The organism is Mesorhizobium sp. L2C084A000, assembly GCF_000502875.1.
In the GTDB taxonomy this organism is placed as follows: domain Bacteria; phylum Pseudomonadota; class Alphaproteobacteria; order Rhizobiales; family Rhizobiaceae; genus Mesorhizobium.
In genome coordinates this window covers 67,036-81,785 of record NZ_AYWX01000007.1, presented here as the reverse complement: position 1 = coordinate 81,785, position 14,750 = coordinate 67,036, and the positions used below count along the sequence as shown (strand labels likewise).

At 64.3% G+C, this 14,750-nt stretch carries 13 protein-coding genes; 7 read left to right on the top strand and 6 right to left on the bottom strand.

Annotated elements, in window-relative coordinates:
* Window positions 1-61: 61 nt before the first annotated feature.
* Window positions 62-1,291 (top strand): aminotransferase class III-fold pyridoxal phosphate-dependent enzyme, encoded by a 1,230-nt coding sequence (locus X735_RS149770; RefSeq protein ID WP_023811568.1) that lies wholly within the window; start codon window positions 62-64, stop codon window positions 1,289-1,291.
* Between the two features lie 34 nt (window positions 1,292-1,325).
* Here X735_RS149770 and X735_RS149775 read toward each other — a convergent pair whose 3' ends face one another.
* Window positions 1,326-2,063, bottom strand: coding sequence for a GntR family transcriptional regulator (locus X735_RS149775; RefSeq protein ID WP_023811567.1), 738 nt, complete (start codon window positions 2,061-2,063; stop codon window positions 1,326-1,328).
* Between the two features lie 146 nt (window positions 2,064-2,209).
* Between X735_RS149775 and otnK the strand changes: the two genes are divergently transcribed.
* Window positions 2,210-3,583, top strand: a complete 1,374-nt coding sequence (gene otnK / locus X735_RS149780; protein WP_023811566.1) for a 3-oxo-tetronate kinase — start codon at window positions 2,210-2,212, stop codon at window positions 3,581-3,583.
* Window positions 3,583-4,221: a class II aldolase/adducin family protein gene (locus X735_RS149785; protein ID WP_023811565.1), complete on the top strand. Its 639-nt coding sequence runs from the start codon at window positions 3,583-3,585 to the stop codon at window positions 4,219-4,221. Before otnK ends, X735_RS149785 begins: the two co-directional genes overlap by 1 nt.
* A gap of 143 nt (window positions 4,222-4,364) precedes the next feature.
* On the opposite strand, the gene X735_RS149790 is transcribed toward X735_RS149785, so the two are convergent.
* Genes X735_RS149790 through X735_RS149810 form a run of 5 tightly spaced genes read right to left on the bottom strand, consistent with a single transcriptional unit; the run spans window position 4,365 to window position 9,637 of the window.
* A complete protein-coding gene (locus X735_RS149790; protein WP_023811564.1) occupies window positions 4,365-5,636 on the bottom strand; it encodes a CaiB/BaiF CoA-transferase family protein in 1,272 nt (423 codons plus the stop codon).
* A 37-nt stretch (window positions 5,637-5,673) separates the two neighbouring features.
* Window positions 5,674-6,705 carry an oligopeptide/dipeptide ABC transporter ATP-binding protein gene (locus tag X735_RS149795; protein ID WP_023811563.1) on the bottom strand — a complete coding sequence of 344 codons (1,032 nt, stop codon included), beginning with the start codon at window positions 6,703-6,705 and terminating at the stop codon, window positions 5,674-5,676.
* Complete coding sequence (locus X735_RS149800) at window positions 6,702-7,778, bottom strand: ABC transporter ATP-binding protein (protein ID WP_023811562.1); 1,077 nt, start codon at window positions 7,776-7,778, stop codon at window positions 6,702-6,704. The genes X735_RS149795 and X735_RS149800 overlap by 4 nt, the downstream gene beginning before the upstream one ends.
* 3 nt (window positions 7,779-7,781) lie before the next feature.
* Window positions 7,782-8,624 carry an ABC transporter permease gene (locus X735_RS149805; RefSeq protein WP_081734862.1) on the bottom strand — a complete coding sequence of 281 codons (843 nt, stop codon included), beginning with the start codon at window positions 8,622-8,624 and terminating at the stop codon, window positions 7,782-7,784.
* Window positions 8,624-9,637: an ABC transporter permease gene (locus X735_RS149810; RefSeq protein ID WP_023811560.1), complete on the bottom strand. Its 1,014-nt coding sequence runs from the start codon at window positions 9,635-9,637 to the stop codon at window positions 8,624-8,626. The genes X735_RS149805 and X735_RS149810 overlap by 1 nt, the downstream gene beginning before the upstream one ends.
* A 184-nt stretch (window positions 9,638-9,821) precedes the next feature.
* On the opposite strand from X735_RS149810, the gene X735_RS149815 reads away from it, so the two are divergent.
* The 4 genes from X735_RS149815 (at window position 9,822) to X735_RS149830 (ending at window position 14,602) form a co-directional block, all read left to right on the top strand.
* Complete coding sequence (locus tag X735_RS149815) at window positions 9,822-10,631, top strand: IclR family transcriptional regulator (protein ID WP_023811559.1); 810 nt, start codon at window positions 9,822-9,824, stop codon at window positions 10,629-10,631.
* A 134-nt stretch (window positions 10,632-10,765) separates the two neighbouring features.
* Entirely contained in the window at window positions 10,766-11,518 is a 753-nt protein-coding gene (locus tag X735_RS149820; protein WP_023811558.1) for an SDR family NAD(P)-dependent oxidoreductase, read from the top strand.
* 212 nt (window positions 11,519-11,730) lie between these two features.
* Window positions 11,731-13,080 (top strand): glucoamylase family protein, encoded by a 1,350-nt coding sequence (locus X735_RS149825; RefSeq protein WP_023811557.1) that lies wholly within the window; start codon window positions 11,731-11,733, stop codon window positions 13,078-13,080.
* Window positions 13,070-14,602 (top strand): mercuric reductase, encoded by a 1,533-nt coding sequence (locus tag X735_RS149830; RefSeq protein WP_023811556.1) that lies wholly within the window; start codon window positions 13,070-13,072, stop codon window positions 14,600-14,602. The genes X735_RS149825 and X735_RS149830 overlap by 11 nt, the downstream gene beginning before the upstream one ends.
* The last annotated feature ends 148 nt before the right edge of the window (window positions 14,603-14,750 follow it).

Here is a 14,750-nt window from a genome sequence, read left to right as displayed (position 1 = left end):
AAATCCTGTTCTTCCAGCGCCAAATTCAATATATGATATATCAATGTGCGGAGACCTCGCTATGCATTCCCTGATCAACTCCAAGGACCAGTTGCTGCGCGAGCGTGCGGCCTCGGTCATTCCGGGCGGCATGTGGGGACACATGGCCACGCGCTATCTCGGCTCCGCCTATCCGCAGTTCTTCGAGCGCGCCGACGGCTGCCGGGTCTGGGACGTCGATGGGCGCGAATACATCGACCTGATGTGCAGTTGGGGGCCCAACATCCTCGGCCACCATCACCAGGCCGTCGAACAGGCAGCCGAGAAGCAACGTCGCCTGGGCGATGCGATGAACGGCCCGGGTGAAGTTCTGGTCGAGCTGGCGGAGTTGCTGGTCAAGACCGTCGCGCATGCCGACTGGGCAATGCTGCAGAAGAACGGCACCGACGCCACCACGGCCTGCGTGACAATCGCGCGTGCCGGCACCGGCCGGCGCAAGGTGCTGGTCGCGCGCGGCTCCTATCACGGCGCCGTGCCGTGGTGCACGCCTTCGCTCGCCGGCGTCACCGCCGAGGACCGCGCCCATCTCATCCATTTCGACTACAATGACGTTGCCGGCCTTGAGGCAGCCGTCGAGCAGGCCGGCAGCGATCTTGCCGCCGTCATCGTCACAGCTTTCCGCCACGACATCGCCCGCGACCAGGAATTGCCGACAGCCGCCTTCGCCAGACGGGCGCGCGAGCTCACCACCGCCGCCGATGCGGCGCTGATCGTCGACGATGTCAGGGCCGGGTTTCGCATCGACCTTGCCGGCAGCTGGGAGCCGCTTGGCGTACGGCCGGACCTGTCCGCCTTCTCGAAGGCGATCGCCAATGGCTATCCGCTGGCCGCCATCACCGGCACCGACCGGTTTCGCGAAGCCGCGACCAAGGTCTACGTGACGGGGTCGTTCTGGTATGGCGCCGTCGCCATGGCCGCCGCGATCGCCACCATCAACACGCTGCGCGATACCGACGCGATTGCCCGCATGACCGAAGCCGGCGACAGGCTGCGCTCAGGTCTCGACGCGGCAGCGAAGAAGCATGGCCTGTCGCTGCGCCAGACCGGTCCGGTGTCGATGCCGATGGTGCTGTTTGACGACGATGCCGAGTTCAAGCTGGCCAATGCCTTCTGCTCGGCCGCCTTGCGCGAAGGCGCCTATTTCCATCCCCGGCACAACATGTTCCTGGGTGCCGCGCACAGCGCAAAAGACATAGATCTCGCCCTGCAGGCGGCCGATGCCGGCATGGCCGCCGCGGCGCAGGTGGCTTGAACCAGCGCCCATGCGGTGGAGGCAAACAGATCGTTCAGCCGGCGGCCGACACCAGACGGCCGTTCTGCGCCGCGCGGCGCAGTTCCTCGGGCGTGACCGCACCGTCGTTCAGCCGTTCGAGAACCTTGACGAGCAAGCGGCCGCCTTCGATCATGTCCTGCTGAATGCCCTTGCGCACGCCGTTCTCGTCGCGCGCCCGCAGCGCGTCGAGAATGTCGAGGTGCCTGTGGCGGCCGTCATAGGTCGGCCTGGCGTGCGGGTACTGATAGTTCACCAGCGGCCCGTTGCGCAGCCAGATGCCCTCGATGATGGCCAGCAGCTCCGGCATTTGCGCCGCCTGGTAGATAGAGTGGTGGAATTCCCAATTGTCGCGGACGGCTTCGAACCAATGGCCATTGTCCTCGTTGGCAATCAGCCTGTCATGCACTTCGGCCAGACGGTCGATCTCGCGCGGCTCGATGCGCGTCGTTGCCGCCGCGCCCGCCATGCCTTCGAGATGCAGCCGGATGCTGCGCAGTTCCAGATATTGGGCCAGCGACAGCTGGGCGACGGTGATCGAACGACCGGCCTCCATCTCCAGGCCTTTTTCGCGCACCAGCTGCATCAGCGCCTCGCGCACCGGCGTTTCGGAAACCTGAAGGCTGGCGGCGAGGTCGCGGATCTTGAAGCGATGGCCCGGCCAGAAACGGCCTTCCATCATGGCGCGGCGAAGCTCCTCGTAGACGCGCGTCGTCAGATTGTCGCGCGCGATCGGCGCGATAGAAGCAGTCACATCCGCTCTCCGTTCTTGCAACAGCGCAGGCGTCGCCTGCGTCGCGTGGGCTGTGTATATGATACCACGAATGGCCTGACCACCGACATGAGACAGGCAACTGTGAGACGGGCAGCCATGGTGCAGACGGATATGAGACGGGGCGCATGACCGCGACGCCTTCACTCCTGTTTGGCGCCATAGCCGACGATCTGACCGGCGGCACCGAGCTGGCGTCGATGCTGGTGGCGCGCGGCATTCCAACGGGATGCACGGTCGGACTGAGTGCGCCGATCCCACCAGGCAATCTTGCCCATGTGATCCTGCTCAAGACACGCGTCATCGCGGCCAGCGATGCGGTGCGCCAGGTTCTGGAGGCGGCGGACCGGTTGCTTGAAGCTGGTGCCCGGCAGATCTTCTTCAAATATTGCGCCACTTTCGATTCGACACCTGCCGGCAACATCGGTCCTTGCGCCGAGGCGCTGCTCGAGCGGCTTGGCGGCGGCGTCACGCTGTTCACCCCGGCCCTGTGTGAGACCGGCCGCACCGTCTATCAGGGACACATGTTCGGCGGCGCCCAGTTGCTGGGTGAATCGCCCAAGCGCTTCGATCCGCTGACGCCGATGACCGATTCCAATCTGGTTCGCGTGCTGCAGGCGCAGAGCAAAGGCAAGGTCGGGCTGGTGCCCTATCTCGTCGTCGATGCCGGGTCGGAGGCCATCCGCAACGCCATACGAGAGCACAGCGCGGGCGGCGAGATACTGCTGATCACCGATACGATCCGCGAGCGCGACCTGGTTGCGATCGCGGAAGCGACCTTCGACCTGCCGCTGATGACCGGCAATTCCTCGGTCGCCGCGCATCTGCCGCCGGCCTGGCTCACGCATGGGCTGCTGAATTCAGGCGATCTCGTTGCCGCCAGCCTGCCGGCCGTCGAAGGGCCGGCAGCGGTGCTGGCCGGCAGCGTCGCCGACCGCACCATCGAACAGCTCGAGCGTTTTGCGCGCAACAATCCACTGCTGACGATCGACCTTGCCAGCGCCTTTGCCGGCGCCGATATCATGGCCGAAGCGCGTGCCTTTGCCGAGCGGCATTTGCCCGGTGCGATGATCGCCATTGCCACGACCGCGCCGCAAGCGACGGTCGAAGCGCTGCAGCAGGCGCACGGCCGCGATGTGGTGGCAGCAAGGGCGGAAGAGATCCTGGCCGGGATTGCACAGATTCTGGTGCGTGAACTCGGCGTCCGCCGGCTCGTCGTCGCCGGCGGCGAGACAGCCGGTTCGGTGGTCAAGGCGCTCGGCATCGACCGGATCGCCATGGGCGCCTATGAGGGCCCGGGACTGTCGCGCGCCATCGCCCACCTCCCCGACCTGCCATCCGATCCGCTGGCGCTGATACTGAAATCGGGAAAGCTCGGCGGCCCGGATATTTTCGCCGACGTCCTGCAAGACATGACACGGGCGACCACCGTCGCGCCGGCGATCGACACATGGCCACCGGCAAAACCTGTCATGTGGCCAACCACAGGAAAAGCATCGTGATGGACACCGAGACTGCACGCGCCAGCCTGATCACCGCGACGCAGACGCTGGACGCTAGTGGGATGAATGTCGGCACCACCGGAAACATCAGCGTGCGCACGACAGCCGGCATGCTGATCACGCCGACGGGAATAGCCACGAGCGCCTTGCGGCCGGAGCAGATGGTGGCGATGCAGCTCGATGGAGCCTGGGACGGTGCGTTCAGGCCATCGAGCGAATGGGAAATGCACGCCGAGATCTACAAGGCCTTTCCCGAGGCCGGCGCCGTCGTCCATGCCCATCCCGACCATTGCGTGGCGCTATCGTGCCTGCGCGAGGGACTGCCGCTGTTCCATTACATGGTCGCGGGTTTCGGTGGCGATGATGTGCGCTGTTCGGACTATGCGCTGTTCGCGTCAAGCGACCTGGCCAAGGTTGCCGTCGTCGCGCTCAAGGACAGGTCGGCCTGCCTGCTCGCCAATCATGGCATGATCGCTTTCGGCGGCGATCTCGACATGGCGCTCATCCGCACCATCAAGCTCGAGACCTTGGCTCGGCAATACCTTTTGGCGCGCAGCGCCGGCACACCGGTGCTCATCGAGGGCAGCGAGATACCCGCCATTCGCGGGCGCTACAAGAATTACGGTCAGCAGAAATAACCGGCCGAGCAATTCCAGGAAAAGTGGGAAGCGCTTTCCCTTGGGAATAGCGCCAAAACAAGGAACGGCTCTTCGCGCTCTTGAAGTAGAGAACCACTCAGTCGACCGCAAATGCGACGAGGGCTGTCACGCTCCGTGAAAGATCAGGCGGGGATCGGTTCGGCGGCAGGCGCATAGACGCTGACAGCCCCAGTGCCGACCAACTGGTCGATGGTCTCGGCGCTGTAGCCGAGCACGTCGGCCAGCACGGCAGCTGTGTCCTGGCCCAGCATCGGTGGCGCGGTGAAGTCGGCGGTCAACTGCGCGGCAAGTCCCTGCGCCGGACGCACCATGGCGACGGAACCGAGATGCGGATGCGGCAAGGTCTGAACGAGGCCGCGCTCGCGCACATTGGGACTGTCGAAGACTTCCGGTATCGATTTTACGGTGCCGGCCGGCACGCTGGCGGCGGCGCAAGCCGACATCCAGTGGTCTCGCGTTTTGGTCCTGAAGGCAGCCGCCAGCTGCGGAATCAGCGCCTCGCGGTGGGTGGCGCGCGCGCCTGCCTTGATGAAGCGCGCATCCCCAGCCAAATGTGGCAAGTCCACGACCTGCTCGCACAGGGCTGCGAACTGACGATCGTTGCCGACGGCCAGCGCGAAGCCGCCGTCGGAGGCTTCGAATATCTGATAGGGAACGACCGTCGGATGGGCATTGCCGTATCGGGCAACCTCTCGACCGGTGTTGAGGTAACCGCTGCCGACATTGATCAGCAGGCTGAGCGCGCAGTCGATCAGCGACAGGTCGAGGAACTGGCCCTTGCCGGTCGTCGCGCGCTCGTAAAGCGCTGCCAGGATCGACTGCGTGGCGACCATGCCGCAGACGATGTCGGTGATGGCGACGCCGACACGCATCGGCTCGCCATTGCTCTCGCCAGTGATGGCCATCAGGCCGCTTTCGGCCTGCATGACGAAATCATAGCCGGGCCGTCCGGCATCGGGCCCGGTCTGGCCGTAGCCGGAAATCGAGCAATAGATCAGCCGCGGGTTTGACGCGCTGAGTTCCTTGAAACCGACACCGAGGCGATCGGCGGTGCCGGCGCGGAAATTCTCGACGACGATGTCGGCCTTCGCTGCCAACTCGCGCACGATGGCCAGCCCCTGCGGGCTTTTCATGTCGAGCGCGATGCTCTGCTTGCCCCGATTGGCGCAGAGATAATAGGTTGAGACACCCTTGTAGCTCGGCACCGACCACGCCCTGGTGTCGTCGCCACCATCGATATTCTCGATCTTCCAGACTTCGGCGCCGAGATCGGCCAAGCTCATCGTCGCCCACGGACCGGCCAGCACGCGCGAAAGATCGAGAACCTTGATGCCTTCGAGCGGCAGGCGCGCGCGGCCAGCCGTGGCGGCATTTTCGGAATGGTCCTCAGTCACGATCAAAATTCCTTCGCGGATGAATTCGGCGGGCCTGTCAGACAGCCCTGAAAGTGTTGACCGGCTCCGGAAAATGACAGGCGACGCGATGCGAACCACCAGCCGGATCGAGCGGTGGTTCGACGGCAGCGCAAATCGCCTGCGCCTTGAAGCAGCGCGTGCGGAAGCGGCAGCCGGATGGTGGGTTGAGCGGGCTCGGCACGTCACCGGTCAGTACGATGCGCTCGCGCTTGCGCTCCTTCTCGGGGTTGGCGAGCGGCACCGCCGACAGCAGCGCCTGGGTATAGGGGTGCAGCGCCCTGGAGTAGAGTTCGGCCGCGGGTGCGATATCGACGATCTTGCCGAGATACATCACCGCGACCTGGTGCGAGATGTGGCGCACGACCGAAAGATCATGTGCGATGAACAGATAGGATGTGCCGAAGGACTGCTGAATATCCCTGAGCAAATTGAGCACGCCAGCCTGCACCGAAACGTCGAGCGCCGAAACCGGTTCGTCGAGGATCACCACTTGCGGGTTGAGCGCAAGCGCGCGGGCGATGACCACACGCTGGCGCTGGCCGCCGGACAGTTCGTGCGGATAGCGCTTGCCGTGATCGGGATTGAGCCGGACAAGTTCGAGCAGTTCGGCCACCCGCCCACGGCGATCGGCCGCCGACATGTCGCTCATGCGCAAAGGCTCGGCGATGTTGTCGGCAATGCGCATGCGCGGATGCAGCGACCCGTACGGATCCTGGAAGACCAGCTGGATGTAGCGCCGCATCAGGCGCATGTCTTCGTGGTTGAGGGCGAGCAGGTTCTGGCCACGGAACCAGCTTTCGCCACTGGTCGGCTCGATCAGCCGCATCAGGCAGCGTCCGAGGGTCGACTTGCCGCAACCGGATTCGCCGACGAGGCCCAGCGTTTCGCCCGGCGCCAAGTCAAAGGACACATCGGCCACCGCACGCACATGGGCAACCGCGCGGTCGAAGACGAGGCCGCCGCGAACCGGAAAATCCTTGACAAGATGGCGCACGGAAAGCGCTGCCGCCGGCTTGGTTTCGACTTGAATTTGCTCCACTGCGCTCATGGGGCCATGCTTCCACTGTCCAGTTCTGCCGCCGCAAGCGCAGCACTATGGAAGGGCGGCAAGGTCGTCGCGAAATGGCAGGCCGAGAAGCGGCCGCCTATGTCGTGCAAAGGCGGATCCTCGGTCCGGCAGCGTGCCTCGGCATAGATGCAGCGCGGATGGAAGGCGCAGCCGCCCGGCAAGCGGCCAAGTGCGGGCGGCGAACCGTCGATCGAGAACAGCCGCTCGCGGCTTTCCTCGAGGTTGGGGATCGAGGCAATGAGCCCGCGCGTGTAGGGATGGCGCGGGTCGGCGAACAGCTCGGACACGCCAGCCTGTTCGACGACACGGCCGGAATAGACGACCGCGACGCGGTCGGCATGACCGGCGACGACGCCTAGATCATGGGTGATCAGCACCAGGCCAAGGCCGAGCCGCTCCTGCAGCGAACGCAGCACGGCCAATATCTGCGCCTGCACCGTGACGTCGAGCGCCGTGGTCGGTTCGTCGGCGATTAGCAAATCGGGATCGTTGGCGACGGCCATGGCGATGACCGCGCGCTGGCGCATGCCGCCGGAGAATTCATGCGGATACTGGTTCACCCGGCGCTCCGGCTGCGGGATCGCCACCAGATGGAGCAGTTCCACCGCGCGCGCCATGGCCTGCTTGCGGGTGACGCGCTGATGCAGCCTGACCGCCTCGGCGATCTGGGCGCCGACGGTCATCACCGGATTCAACGAGGACAGCGGGTCCTGAAAAATCATGGCTATGCGCGCGCCCCTGATCTTGCGCATTTCGCGTGACGATTTGCCGACCAGTTCGTCGCCGTTGAAGCGGACCGAGCCGGTAACCACGGCGTTCTTCGAGGTCAGGCCGAGCGCGGCGAGCATGCCGACCGACTTGCCCGAACCGGACTCGCCGACAATGCCGACCACCTCGCCCTTGGCGACGTCGAGGTCGATGCCTCGCACCGCTTCAAACTGGTCGCCGGCCCGCCGGAACCCGACGCGCAGGCCACGAATCGAGAGCAGCGGCTCCTGCTCACCTGCCTTGTCGACGGCGCCGGAGCGCGCTGAAGATATCTGTGCGCTCATCGCCTAGTCCGACCTTGGATCGAGAATGTCGCGCAAGCCGTCGCCGATGAAGTTGAAGCCGAGCACGATGGTGAGGATGGCGACGCCGGGACCGAAGGCGATCCACCATTGATAGAAATGGACGGCGCCATCGGAGATCATCGAGCCCCATTCAGGCGTCGGCGGCGTGGCGCCGAGACCGATGAAGCTGAGCGACGCGGCAAGCAGCACGACCTGGCCCAAATCCATGGTCGCGCTGATCAGCACCGGAGTCCAGCAAAGCGGCAATATGTGCGTGAACAGCACGCGCCGCGGCCTGGCGCCGGCGGCGATTGCCGCCTCGACATGCTCGCGCTCCTTCACCTCCAGCACCTGCGCCCGCATCAGCCGGGCGTAGACCGGCCACCAGACCAGCACCATGGCGATGGCGGCATTGCCGAGGCCCGGCCCGAGCGACGCCGCGACGGCCATGGCGAGCAGCATCGGCGGGAACGACAAGGTCACGTCGACCAGCCGCATGATCGCCGCGCCGGTGAGGCCGCCGACGAAGCCGGAAATGGCGCCGAGCAGCGAGCCGATCACCACAGCCGAGACGACGACCAGGACCGCGATCGGCAACGAATGTGCGGCCCCGTGCAGAGTGCGGGCCAGCACATCGCGGCCGAGCGCATCGGTGCCCAGCCAATGCGCCCAGTTCGGCGGCTGCAGCCGGCGTGCGACCATTTCGAGCGGATCGAACTGCACGACCAGATTGGCGAAGACGGTCATGAACAGCCAGAACAGGATGACGATCGTGCCGATGACCAAAGGCGCGGTCAGCCATTCGGGAACAGCGGTGGAACGGGATCTGGTTTCGACCGCCGACATCAGCTCAATCTCACGCGCGGATTGGCCACGACATAGAGTATGTCGGTGATGAGATTGGTGACCAGGAAGGCGAGGCCGCCGACGATGGTAACGCCGATGATTGCCGGGAAGTCGAGCGCGCGCGCCGCCTCGACGGCATAGGAACCCATGCCCGGCCAGGAAAAGATGGTCTCGGTCAGCACCGCGCCGGTGATCAGATAGGCGAAGGAGTAGCCGATGACGGTCAAGGTCGGCACCATGGTGTTGCGCAGCGCGTGGACAATGACGACGCGGAATTCGCTGGCCCCCTTGGCGCGCGCGGTGAGCACGAACTCGCGGCTCATCACATCCAGCATGTTGGCGCGCACCAGCCGCGATATGGTGCCGGAAACCGTCCAGCCGAGCACGAAGGCCGGCAGAAGCAGGTGCCAGAGCGCATCCTTAAACACCGTCCAGTCGCCGGCCAGCAACGAGTCGATGGTCAGGAAACCGGTGATACCGGGCGGTAATGCCAGGCGGGCATCGACCCTGCCCGGCCCCGGCAGCCAGTTCAGCATGACGGAGAAGATGAACAACAGGCCGAGCCCCGACCAGAACACCGGCAGCGAAGAGCCGAACAAGGCGAACAGCCGCGCGCCATGGTCAATCAGGCTGTTGCGGAAATAGGCGGCCAGCACACCAAGCACAATGCCGAGCGTGGTGCCGAAGATCATCGCAGCGAAAACCAGTTCGAGCGTTGCCGGCAAGCGGTAGAGAATGTCGGTGCCGACATTGCGCTTGGTGATGAACGAGGTGCCAAGATCGCCGCTCAGCAGATTCCCAAGATATATCATATAGCGTTCCGGCAAAGGACGATCGAGACCCCAGCGCGCCTTGGCGGCGGCCACCACTTCGGGGTTGCTCATCTGCTGTTCGGCGACAATCGCGGTCAGCGGATCGCCCTTGGTCACCGTGGTGATCAGGAAGGCAATGGTGACGATGCCGAGCACCAGAAACGGCATGGCGATAAGCCGGCGCAAAATATAGCGAGACACGTGGCTACCTTCACAAGGAGGGGCTTCGTAAGATGGCACAGGGCGCTTGGAGATGCCATCGAGGGAAGCATATTGACAGTGGGGGAAAGCGCCTGTCAATATAAATGGAATTTAATTTCATTTTTGATACAACGCCGGCGACACCGGCCCGACAGGCGGACGACGACGCCAGAAAGACCTCAGCGTGCGCAAGCGAGCCACCAGGGACGAGACGGAGCTTGAAGTCGAAGGCGCGCAGCTTTCGTCGTCGCTGGTGCGCGGGCTCGGCATCCTGCGCGCTTTCCGCCCGGGCGATGCCTCACTCGGCAATCAGGACATCATTGCCCGCACCGGCCTGCCCAAGGCCACGGTTTCGCGCATCACCTATACGCTAAGCGCGCTCGGCTATCTCCTCTACGACAAGGACCTTGGCCGCTACAGCCTGGGACCAGCCACCGTGGCGCTGGGTTATTCGGCACTGAGTTCCAGTGCGGTTGTCCACGTCGCCCGGCCGCTGATGCAGCCGCTGGCCGATTTGACGGGGGCGGCGGTGGCGCTCGGCACCCGCGACAGCCTCAACATGGTCTATCTCGCCAACTGCCGGTCGGAGAGCCTTGTCACGCTGCGCCTCAACCCGGGCTCCTATCTGCCGATCTGGAAGACATCGATGGGGCTGGCCTATGCGGCGGCACTTTCATCCGAGGAGCGTGCCAGCCTTGTGGGGGCTTTGCAGGAGGCCGAGCCGGACAGGGCGGCGATGATCGCGGCGGCGATCGACGATGCGATCGCCCAGTATGCCGACAAGGGCTATGTGACGTCGTTCGGCGCCTGGCACAGCTACATCCATGCAGTCGGCGTGCCGTTCCGTCCGAGTGACGGCTCGCCGCTGGTTGCCATCACCTGCGGCGGCATCGGCGAGATCATCACGGAAGAGCGCGCGCATGCCGAGATCGGACCGGCGCTGGTGGCGATGGTGAAGGCGCTGGGCAGAGAGCTCGAGGGGAGTCCCGGGTAACGGGATTGGCCCAGACGATCGGACTCGCATGCCGGCTTGAACTTGCCTGATCGTGACCGCACAGTCGCCGTCGATGGTATGGCGGTCGCGCGTGGTTGGCGTCCATCGGGTTCAGGTGACGGGGGGAGAATCAGATGCCGATGAATTTTGCAGGACGGTTCAGCGGTCGAGCGGCGGTGATCACCGGCGGCGCATCGGGCATCGGTCTGGCAGTGGCTCAGAGGATTGTCGAAGAGGGCGGACGGGTTTCAGTCTGGGATCGCGATCCTGCTCAGATCGAACAGGCCAGGACTACCCTTGCCGGCCTCCACGGTGTTGCCATTGACGTCGCCAATGCGGCCGGCGTGGAACGCGCCAAACAGTCGGCGATCGAAGCGCTTGGCGGTGTCGACATCCTGGTCACCAGTGCGGCGATCACCGGACCCAACATGACGACCTGGAATTACTCGGTCGAAGATTGGCAGAAGGTCATCGACATCAACATCAATGGCGTCTTCTATTGCAACAAGGCGCTTGTCCCGCACATGCTCGAGCGCAACTATGGCCGCATCGTCAACATCGCTTCGATCGCCGGCAAGGAAGGCAATCCCAACGCTTCGGCCTACAGCACCTCGAAGGCCGCGGTGATCGGCCTGACCAAGTCGCTCGGCAAGGAGTTGGCCAAGACCAAGGTGACGGTCAATTGCGTCACACCGGCGGCCGTGCGCACCGCGATCTTCAGGCAGATGAGCCAGGAGCACATCGACTTCATGCTGTCCAAGATACCGATGGCGCGCTTCGGCGAGGTCGACGAGGTGGCGGCGCTGATCTGCTGGATCGCCTCGGAAGAGTGTTCGTTCACGACCGCCGCCGTATTCGACGTTTCCGGCGGCCGCGCCACCTACTGAGGCAGGACGCATCTCAATTCCGCGTGACGACGCAACGAACTGGAGCGTAGGGGCGTATAGTCCCAGACGTCGAATCGACGTTGACGCAACAAAGCTATGCGGGAAAGCTATGACGCGGCATGACAGTTCAGCATGCGTGATGACCTGCCGGCGCGGGGCAACTGGTTGGCGGTTGACGGACGCTGCAGCCATCCGACGGGAGCTTGCTTCTTTTGCTTAGGGCCGAGCCTTGCGCGCTGTCCGACGACGAGCTTCTGGACCGCTATCAGCGCGCCGCCTTCGACTATTTCCTCGAGAACGTGAACCCCGAAAACGGATTGGTCGCCGACACCTCGCGGCCGAATTCGCCGGCCAGCATCGCTGTCGTCGGCTTCGCGCTGTCCAGCTATCCGGTCGGCGTCGAGCGCGGCTGGATGGCGCGCGATGCCGCCGCGAAGCTGACGCTGGCCGCGTTGCGTTTCTTCTCGGCCGGCTCGCAAGGCAATGGCGAGGAGGTCACCGGCCACAAGGGTTTCTACTACCATTTCCTCGACATGCGGACCGGCCTGCGCGTCTGGCGCTGCGAACTGTCGATGGTGGATACGGCATTGCTGATATCGGGCATGCTGGTGGCGGGCGCCTATTTCTCCGGTGATGATGACGAGGAAGCCGAAATCCGCCAACTGGCCGAGGCGCTCTACCGGCGCGTCGACTGGCGGTGGGCACAAGGCTCAAGCCCGACCTTGCGACAAGGCTGGAAGCCGAGGAGCGGCTTTCTCCACTATGGCTGGGAGGGCTACAACGAAGCCACGATCCTCTACGTCCTGTCGATGGCCTCGCCCGACAGCCCGACCTCGGACAACAGCTACGAGGGCTGGACGGCGACCTATCAGTGGGAGAACATTTACGGCTACGACGTGCTGTATGGCGGTCCGCTGTTCATGCACCAGTTCTCGCATGCCTGGATCGATTTCGCCGGCATCCGCGACGCCTTCATGCGCGAGAAGAACTCGGACTATTTCGAAAACAGCCGCCGCTCGACCTATCTGCATCGCGACTATGCACGCCACAACCCTTACGGCTATGGCGGCTACGACGAGAACCTTTGGGGTCTTTCGGCGGGCGACGGGCCAGGCGGTTTTCGCACCAGCGTGGAGCGACAGCGCCGGCGGTTTTCCGGCTATGCCGCGCGCGGCGCGCCGTTCGGGCCCGATGACGGGACGATCGCGCCTTGGTCCTATCCGGCATCACTGCCTTTCGCCCCGGAGATCTGCCTGGCGGCGTTGCGCCATCTCGGTGATCGCTACCCCGAGGTGATCGACAATTTCCGACTGCCGAGCGGTTTCAATCCGACATTGGCGAACCGACGTAAATTCGGGAGGCACGGCTGGGTGTCGGAAGGCCACTATGGGCTGGATCAAGGCATCGTGGTGATGATGATCGAGAACCATCGGTCAGGGTTGATCTGGAGACTGATGCGGTCAAATCAACACATCCGCAACGGCTTGCGCAAGGCCGGATTCAATGGCGGCTGGCTGTCTCAGCCGGCAAGCCCGGCGTCGGGTGGCGGCGATGTCGCGTGACCGGACCAGGGCTGCCGCCTTTCCTGTCGATCACAACGACATTGAGCTGATCAAGGGCGCCCATCCGCCGCACCGGAAGAACCCGCAGCCGGACGGTCCCTACAACCTCGTCGTCATCGGTGCCGGACCGGCTGGACTGACCGCCGCCTACGAAGCGGCCGGCCTCGGCGCAAAGGTCGCGCTCATCGAGCGCAACCTGATCGGCGGAACTTGCGTCAATGTCGGCTGCATCCCGTCGAAGTCGATCATCCGCACCGCAAGGCTTTATGCCGACATGCGCGACGCCGAGAATTTCGGCGGCGACATGCCGGACCGTCTTCACGTCAACTTTCAGCGCGCCATGACGCGGATGCGGCAGATCCGGCAGCGGATCAGCCGCGCCGATGCCGCCGATAGCCTGATTGCCGAAGGCATCGACCTTTATTTCGGTGAAGCGCGGTTTTCCGGAAGGGACGCTGTCACGGTCGCCGGACAAACCTTGCGTTTCAGAAAGGCGCTGATCGCGACAGGCGCGCGCCCGAGGCTGCCGACGATCTCGGGGCTTGCCGACGCCGGCTATCTCAGCAACGAGACCATGTTCGATCTCACGGAGTGCCCGAAGCGGCTTCTGGTCATCGGCGGCGGACCACTCGGTTGCGAAGCGGCGCAGGCCTTCTGCCTGCTGGGCGCGAAGGTCATCCAGGCGCAGCGCGAACCGATGTTCCTGCCCGGTGAGGAACGCGATGCCGCCCAAATTCTTTCGGACGCGCTGGCGCGCGAAGGTGTCGAGGTTCGCCTCAACACCGAGGTGGTGGCGGTACGAACGGAAGGCGGCAAGAAGCTCGCCGACCTGGTGTGCGACGACATCACGACAACGATTTCCGTCGACGAGATCATCACCGGCATCGGCCGATCGCCCAATGTCGACGGTCTCGACCTGGAGAACGCCGGGGTGGCATATGATGCCGACGGCATCAAGGTGGACGATTATCTCCGAACCGCCAATCCACGCATCTATGCGGCGGGCGACGTCTGCCTCGCCTACAAATTCACCCATACCGCCGAGGCGACAGCCCGCATGGTCGTGCGCAATGCCCTGTTTCTCGGACGCAGGAAACTGAGCGAACTGGTCATTCCGTGGTGCACCTATACCGATCCGGAGATCGCCCATGTCGGCCTCTATCCGGCGGAGGCGCGCCAGAGCGGCATTCCGGTCAAGACCTATACGGTGCTGATGCACGATGTCGCCCGTGCGGTGATGGACGGCGAGGAGGAGGGTTTTGTCAAAATCCACGTCAGGGAGGGGTCCGACCGCATCCTGGGCGCCACGGTCGTCGCCAGCCATGCCGGCGAGATGATCAATGCGGTGTCGCTGGCGATCAAATCGGGCATGAGATTGCGGGCGCTGGCCGACGTCATCCATCCATTCCCGACGCAGGCGCAAGGCATCAAGATGGCCGGTGACGCCTATCGGCGGACAAGGCTCACCTCATCATGGAAGCATCTGGCGGGCCGCTGGTTGGCGTGGTCCAGGCGATGGTGACATTCGGCAGGGCGCGCAGCTGGTGCATCTGACATTCAGCGACGATGCGGCGCTTGACGAAAGCGGCGTTCGGCTGAACAAGTCGAAGCCGATTGTTGTGGTTTTGGGGCCGTCGCGCATGTCGTCTGGAATGAAGCCTCCGGCGCAA

Coding starts and splice junctions, on each gene's coding strand:
- X735_RS149770 (WP_023811568.1), top strand. CDS start 62: ATGCATTCCCTGATCAACTCCAAGGACCAGTTGCTGCGCGAGCGTGCG.
- otnK (WP_023811566.1), top strand. CDS start 2,210: ATGACCGCGACGCCTTCACTCCTGTTTGGCGCCATAGCCGACGATCTG.
- X735_RS149785 (WP_023811565.1), top strand. CDS start 3,583: ATGGACACCGAGACTGCACGCGCCAGCCTGATCACCGCGACGCAGACG.
- X735_RS149795 (WP_023811563.1), bottom strand. CDS start 6,705: ATGAGCGCAGTGGAGCAAATTCAAGTCGAAACCAAGCCGGCGGCAGCG.
- X735_RS149800 (WP_023811562.1), bottom strand. CDS start 7,778: ATGAGCGCACAGATATCTTCAGCGCGCTCCGGCGCCGTCGACAAGGCA.
- X735_RS149805 (WP_081734862.1), bottom strand. CDS start 8,624: ATGTCGGCGGTCGAAACCAGATCCCGTTCCACCGCTGTTCCCGAATGG.
- X735_RS149820 (WP_023811558.1), top strand. CDS start 10,766: ATGCCGATGAATTTTGCAGGACGGTTCAGCGGTCGAGCGGCGGTGATC.
- X735_RS149830 (WP_023811556.1), top strand. CDS start 13,070: ATGTCGCGTGACCGGACCAGGGCTGCCGCCTTTCCTGTCGATCACAAC.